Source organism: Algibacter sp., from assembly GCF_049667265.1.
In the GTDB taxonomy this organism is placed as follows: Bacteria; Bacteroidota; Bacteroidia; order Flavobacteriales; family Flavobacteriaceae; genus Algibacter_B.
The window spans coordinates 1-6,429 of record NZ_JBATHX010000319.1 but is presented as its reverse complement, the minus strand read 5'-3'; the positions used below and the strand labels follow the sequence as shown (position 1 = coordinate 6,429).

At 31.6% G+C, this 6,429-nt stretch carries 4 protein-coding genes; all 4 read left to right on the top strand.

Annotation, left to right across the window (positions count from 1 at the left end; all coding sequences use genetic code 11):
• The first annotated feature begins 1,079 nt into the window (after positions 1–1,079).
• Positions 1,080–1,526 (top strand): hypothetical protein, encoded by a 447-nt coding sequence (locus WBN21_RS11370; protein WP_424200357.1) that lies wholly within the window; start codon positions 1,080–1,082, stop codon positions 1,524–1,526.
• A gap of 328 nt (positions 1,527–1,854) precedes the next feature.
• A complete protein-coding gene (locus tag WBN21_RS11365) occupies positions 1,855–3,180 on the top strand; it encodes a hypothetical protein (RefSeq protein WP_424200355.1) in 1,326 nt (441 codons plus the stop codon).
• A 141-nt stretch (positions 3,181–3,321) separates the two neighbouring features.
• Positions 3,322–4,761: a gliding motility-associated C-terminal domain-containing protein gene (locus tag WBN21_RS11360; RefSeq protein ID WP_424200353.1), complete on the top strand. Its 1,440-nt coding sequence runs from the start codon at positions 3,322–3,324 to the stop codon at positions 4,759–4,761.
• A 1-nt stretch (position 4,762) separates the two neighbouring features.
• The coding region (locus WBN21_RS11355) for a PorP/SprF family type IX secretion system membrane protein (RefSeq protein WP_424200351.1) at positions 4,763–6,429 on the top strand (1,667 nt) is incomplete at its 3' end.

The following is a 6,429-nucleotide window of genomic DNA, read 5'->3' as shown; positions in this document are numbered from 1 at the left end:
TAAAAGGCCCTTTTTCTTTAAATGCTAAGTGATCTTGATAGACCGTTTTAAAAGCATTCATTTTATGCCTTGTTTGATTTATATTTTGCAAAAAATTAAACTTAATGGCACCATTTAATTATGTGATTTATACAAACAATACGTTTACATCTTATCAATAACTTCCAATTTGGAACGCGTCTGTTTTCAAATGCATTTTTAAAAAAAATAGCACTTTTCTTAACTTCGTTTTTATTGATCTTCTTGATAAAAATTTAGAATTATTTAGACACCATACACAGCATTATTTTAAAGAAACCACTTCTGAATATTTAGGTCCATTTTTTGATTTTAAATTACCATTTTAGATTGAATACTCAGAAATAATCGGCCTATTTTAGTAGTCTTTTTCCTGATTAATAAGGAGAATAATACTATTTATTATTTGAATTGACTTGCTGTCTTTAATCATTAACATGCTCTATTTAACCATTGATAATTTGGCATTATTCGATAACATGTTGTTTTTCATCGTTCTATGTACGTTCTAGCTAGAAATGAGCAAGTATAAAGTTGAATTGAGCAAAGTACAACTATGCCATGTAACCTACCTTTGTAGAAAACTAATTAAACCATAAATTATGAAAAAACAAATACAATAAACACTTTTCAAGATTTTGGAAGGTGTTTTTTGTTGTTATACGTGTTAATAATGACATAGAAATACGTATTAGGAATACCCTATGATTTATAATAAAGCCTTTGATTTTAATAAAATGAAATAAATAAAGAAGGGCAACACCAAAGTAAAACATTGTATTACACCATATCTATACGTCGTTACCTCAAAAATACCGTGTGTCAAAATTAGTTTCATATCATATTAGAAAGTAAGCGTGATTCTAAAACTATAAATTGATTAGGCGCCTTTTTTGGAAATAAAAGCGCAAAATCTTGAGATAGGTTACCCGATATTTATATTCAGACCATATAAACGACAACTGACTCAATTTATCAAGATTTATAAAATAAACCGATAAAACGCTTGTTTTTACCGATTAATTACATAAATTTGTTCTTTAAACCCCTAAATCTACAACATGAAAGTGAAGATTATTTTATTCAGCTTAGGTCTTTTCCTCTTTACAAGTATTGGTTTTGCTCAAAAAAACAAAGATCCAAAAAGTTTTATTAGCGAAAAAGTAACCATTGCCAAGTATCATAATAAAGGTGAACTTGAACATATGCAAAAAGGTCAATTAATAGGATTATACGAAGAAAGAATCCAAGTACTTATTAGAACCTTACCTTATGTTGCTTTTGCAACAAAACCAGGTATTACCATGACCACTTTAGGAATTCCAAATAGTAACGATAATAAAAAGGCATTAGATAATCAATTTGAGGCTACTGAAGATTACCTTGAAAAGTCAGGCGAATTTCATGGAGAATATTTACCATACTCGGATACTGGTAATTTGATTGCTGGAATATTGTTTTATGAAGAAATAATGAAATCGCTTCATCAATATAATGATTTTAGGTAAGTGAAATTGTTAAAATAATTTTAACCACTTTAGTGTTTAGTTAAAGTTAAAAATGATATTTATTTTTTAAATTATTTCATTGAATGAGATTTTTAAAAAAATAAATATCATTTTTTTTTGTTAAATTTTGTTTCTAATAACTACAAAATTAAGGTAAAAATTATGTCCGTCTTTTTTTACTTGAATGCATTTTGTCGAATATAAATCTTTAAAATTTAGGTTATTTTGTGTATTTCAACGAAATAATTGGTATTTCATGGATTTTTTGTTATTTTTGACTACTAATTAAATAAGAAATCATATTTAGTTTTTACTAAAATATTTGATCATGAAAAACATTACCCAAATCATTTTCATAATTCTTTTTGGAATCGCAAATAGTTTTGCCCAACAAGAAAAGGGAATTGTTGGTGAAGCAAATTGGCTAAATAATTGGTCAGAATTTAAGCCTAATCAAAAAGAATATGGAGAGCCTACTAAAATACTAACTGGTAATATTAACGAAAATACCACGCTATATAAAAGGGAAATTTATCTTTTGTTAGGTAGTGTATTTGTAACTGATAATGCTACGTTAACCATAGAACCTGGTACCGTAATTATTGGCGATTATAATTCAAAAGGTTCGCTAACCATTTCAAAAGGTGCTACAATAATAGCGGACGGCTATCAAACAGACCCAATAGTTTTTACTTCCAACAGAAGCGTTAAAAGAGCTGGCGATTGGGGTGGACTAATTATTCTTGGTGATGCACCTTCTAATAGATTTGGGAATGGTTCTGTCGCAAATTTTCATAATAAACTTAGGCCTGATTCTAATGGATTTGTAAATTATGGTGGTGATGATGTTTACAGTAACTCTGGCATTTTAAAATATGTTAGAATTGAGTTTGCTGGTAAAAGGGTAAATGATGGCAGTTATTTTAATGGTTTGTTATTAGCGGGTGTTGGTAATGAAACCATTATAGAAAACATTATGGTTAGTTACGCCGCAGGCAATGCTTTTGAAATTCGTGGTGGAAACATGAATTTATCTAACCTAGTTTCATACAGAGCAAATAGTATCGATTTTAAAATAAATTTTGGCGCGCAATGTAGCCTACTTAATTCATTGGCCGTTAGGTCACCATATATTTCTAGTAGTGACGGGTCCAGATGTTTGCAAATTTTGTCTTATGATAAAAAGGAAGAAGTTGATTTTTCAAAAAGTGGAACCCTTGTGGTTGCAAGAAACTTAACCTTATTAAATGACAGTAAAGATCTAGAAAATGATATAAAAATGAATTTGGTTCAAGAAGCTATTTTTATTGGTGAAAATGCTTTATTAAATATGAGTAAAAGTGTTATTTCAGGATTTAATCCAGCAGTAATTTTAGATGAAAAAATTACCTTAAACCAGAATAATTTAGAAAAAATAAACTTTAACGCTATGTTGTTTAACAACTGCAAGGGAAATATTTTTGTTGAATACAACAAGAATAATGAAGACTTAGAGAACTGGTATGGAAATAGTGCGTTTTTTAATGTGTATTCTAAAAGTGACAATTATGAAACTTTTATAGATGCAGATAATGACAGAAAACCAGATTTCAGATTACGAATTAATAAAATTATAGCATCCAATGAGGTCGATCCAGATTTGAGGATGGATTAAATGAATATTGACAAAACAAACCCTAGATCTTTATACTTTCCTATTTATACTCTCATAGATTTTGGAAATTCTTTTAACTCTCAACACCTGTTAAAAGGTAAAGGTTTCTAGATGTTTTATTAAAAATAAAAATAAAACTGTATGAGGAAAATTACTCTATTTTACGTTGTTGTTTTTTTCGTTTTATCATTAAACGAAACGCTGCATGCTCAAATAGTAATAAGTAAGCCTAATTTAGGTTTTACGCAGGCCTGCGCTAGTCCTTCGTTTAACTCCTATAATTTAACTTTTTCTTTTACACCAGAATCCGCTTTAGAATCTTCAAATCAATTTATAGCAGAATTATCAGATGATGCTGGTAGTTTTTCAAGTCCTACTGTCATTTATACGTCTAGCGCTGGAGCCGAAACAACATCACCAATAACTTTTAGTTTTTCATTACCTACAACTATTGCAGGCGAGGGATTCAGAATAAGAATAAGAAGTACAGCTCCAAACTCAATTAGCTCAAGTTCAAATGTATTTGCTGCTTATTATAAAGTTCAGGATACGCCATTTACAATTAATAATTTAATTGCTTCAGGAACATATTGTTCTGGAGGAAGTTATCTCTTAACTATTGATAACCCCGGAGGATCTTCAAACGATTCGCCATTACAATATCCATCATTAACATTCAAATGGTATAAAGAAACCAGTCCAACAACATCCGTTTTTGTTGCAGATGGAGAAACTTTACCTGTTGACCAACCAGGTACTTATTTTGTGAAAACCAATTATGGAACTTGTACGTCAAATTCATTTTCAAATCGTGTAACGGTAAGTGAAGCTGCTTCTGGTTCTACCAGTAATATAAGTTCTAGTTTGGGTAATCCATATTGTTCAACAGATGGGCCAACTGTTTTAAGCGCCATTAACGCAAATAGTTACCAATGGTTTAAAGATGGTGAATCAATTACTGGGGCTACAAGTCAAATGTACGAGACCAACGAATCGGGAGAATATTCAGTAAGTATTAATTTAGGAAGTTGCATGACTACCGCATCAATTGCTCTTGAAACTACTGGTTTTACTAGTGAAATTGATATTGAGGATTTTGTTTATATCGATGAAGATGAAACTTTTATAGCAACCATTACAACCAACGCCAATAATCCAGTATTTGAGTGGTATTTAAATAATGTGTTAATTGGTGGTGCAAACAGCAATACTTTTGAAGTAGCGCAAACAGGTAATTATAAGGCTGTTGTAACACAATCAACGGGGTGTAATGCTTCAACCGAATTTGGTTTTATCGCAAGGCAAGCATTTCCCGATTTTGATGTTATTCCCAATTTAATTAGTCCTAATGGCGATGGAGCGAATGACACATGGTTAATTCCGAGAGAATATGTTAGCGGTACAAATACCGAAGTTGTTATATTCAGTTCGCAAGGCGAAATTGTATTTAAAACAAATAATTATTTAAATAATTGGCCAGAAAATCAAATTGATTATTCATCTATCACGCCTGTTTATTATTATACCATCACCACGCAAGATGGTAAATCAAAAAAAGGATCCATAACAGTCGTCAAGTAGCATGAATAAATATTTACTTCATATAGTTCTTTTTTTCTGTATTACACAGCAACTCTATTCTCAAGAAGATGGGGTTGTGGCGTTTAATATACCTGTTAGAAATTCTTTAAAGTTTAACAGACAATTTATAAACCCAACCTTCAGTTTTGTTAGAGAACAAAATAAATACATAAGTTTATATAATAAACGCGAATGGGTACAATTTGACAATGCGCCCCAAACCTATTTAATTAGCTATTCAGGCAGATTTCAAGAAAATATAGGAGCTGGTATAAGCTTATTTCAACAAGATTATGGTGTTTTATCAACCTTCGGTGGCGTTTTAAATTTTGCATATAACGCCATACTAAATAGAGAAAGTAACTTGACTTTTGGTACAAACCTTGCGTTTTATAAAAGTGGACTAAATACAGGAAATGTTATTGTATATTCTGAAGATGCTTCACTTGATAATTTTCCATCTAATTCAATAATAACCATAAATCCTGGGATAAATTACGGAACTGAATTTTTAGATTTTGGTATTTCTGTTAAAAACCTCGTGTCATATAATTTAACAACTTCAAAAATGATTGAAGAAGATCCTGAACAAGGAATTCAAGGTCATATCATGTATACAGGATATATGAATAGTCGTGGTTTTTTTGACGAGAGTAAATTTACCGGATTAATAAGTTCTGAATTTAGGAAAGACCAAACGGTGGTTTCGGGTATGGTAATGTTAATGGTACCAAAAGGAATATGGGCGCAAGCAGGTTATAATAGTTTGTATGCTTTATCAGCAGGTGTTGGTTTAAATGTAAGTGAGCAAATAGCTTTCGAATATAATTATGAAAAAGGAGTAGGAGGGTTTTCAACTTTTGGAAGTTCTCATGCGGTAACTTTAGCTTATAAATTCAAAAATAATAATAGGTTTGACTATAGTGGCGATGATGACGAAGAAGCCTTGTTAATGTCATCAAACAAGAAAAGAAAAACTGTTGCTAAAAAAAGAAAGCCAGTAAGCACAAAACCTCGTAAAAAAGCGGATCCAGTTGTTGCTAAAGAAGAAGCTCAAGCAAAACAAGCAGAAGCAGCAAGAGTAAAAACTGCTCAAGAAGAACAAGCTAAAATAGCAGAAGTTGCAAAAGTAAAAGCAGAAGAGGAAGCTCAAGCAAAATTAGCTGAGGAATCAAGAGAAAAAGCAGCGCAAGAAGAACAAGCTAGAATAGCAGAAGCTGCAAGAGTAAAAGCAGAAGAGGAAGCTCAAGCAAAATTAGCTGAGGAATCAAGAGAAAAAGCAGCGTTACAAGAACAAGCTAAAATAGCAGAAGCAGCAGCAAAAGAAAAAGGAGAAGAGGAAGCTCAGGCAAAATTAGCTGAAGAGGCTAGAGCAAAAGCTGCCCAAAAAGAACAAGCTAGAATAGCAGAAGCTGCCAGAATAAAAGCAGAAGAGGAAGCTCAAGAAAAATTAGCTGAAGAGGCTAGAGTAAAATCTGAACAAGTAGAACAAGCTAGAATAGCGGAAGTTGCGAGATTAAAAGCGGAAGAAGAAGCTCAAGCAAAATTAGCTGAAGAGGCTAGAGTAAAAGCTGCCTTGGAAGAACAAGCTAAAATAGCAGAAGTTGCAAAAGCAAAATTAGCTGAGGAATCAAGAGAAAAAGCAGCGCAAGAAGAACAAGCTAGAAT

What these genes read in the sequence shown, in the direction of transcription:
- WBN21_RS11360 (WP_424200353.1), top strand. Translation starts at nt 3,322, where the DNA reads ATGAGGAAAATTACTCTATTTTACGTTGTTGTTTTTTTCGTTTTATCA.
- WBN21_RS11370 (WP_424200357.1), top strand. Translation starts at nt 1,080, where the DNA reads ATGAAAGTGAAGATTATTTTATTCAGCTTAGGTCTTTTCCTCTTTACA.
- WBN21_RS11365 (WP_424200355.1), top strand. Translation starts at nt 1,855, where the DNA reads ATGAAAAACATTACCCAAATCATTTTCATAATTCTTTTTGGAATCGCA.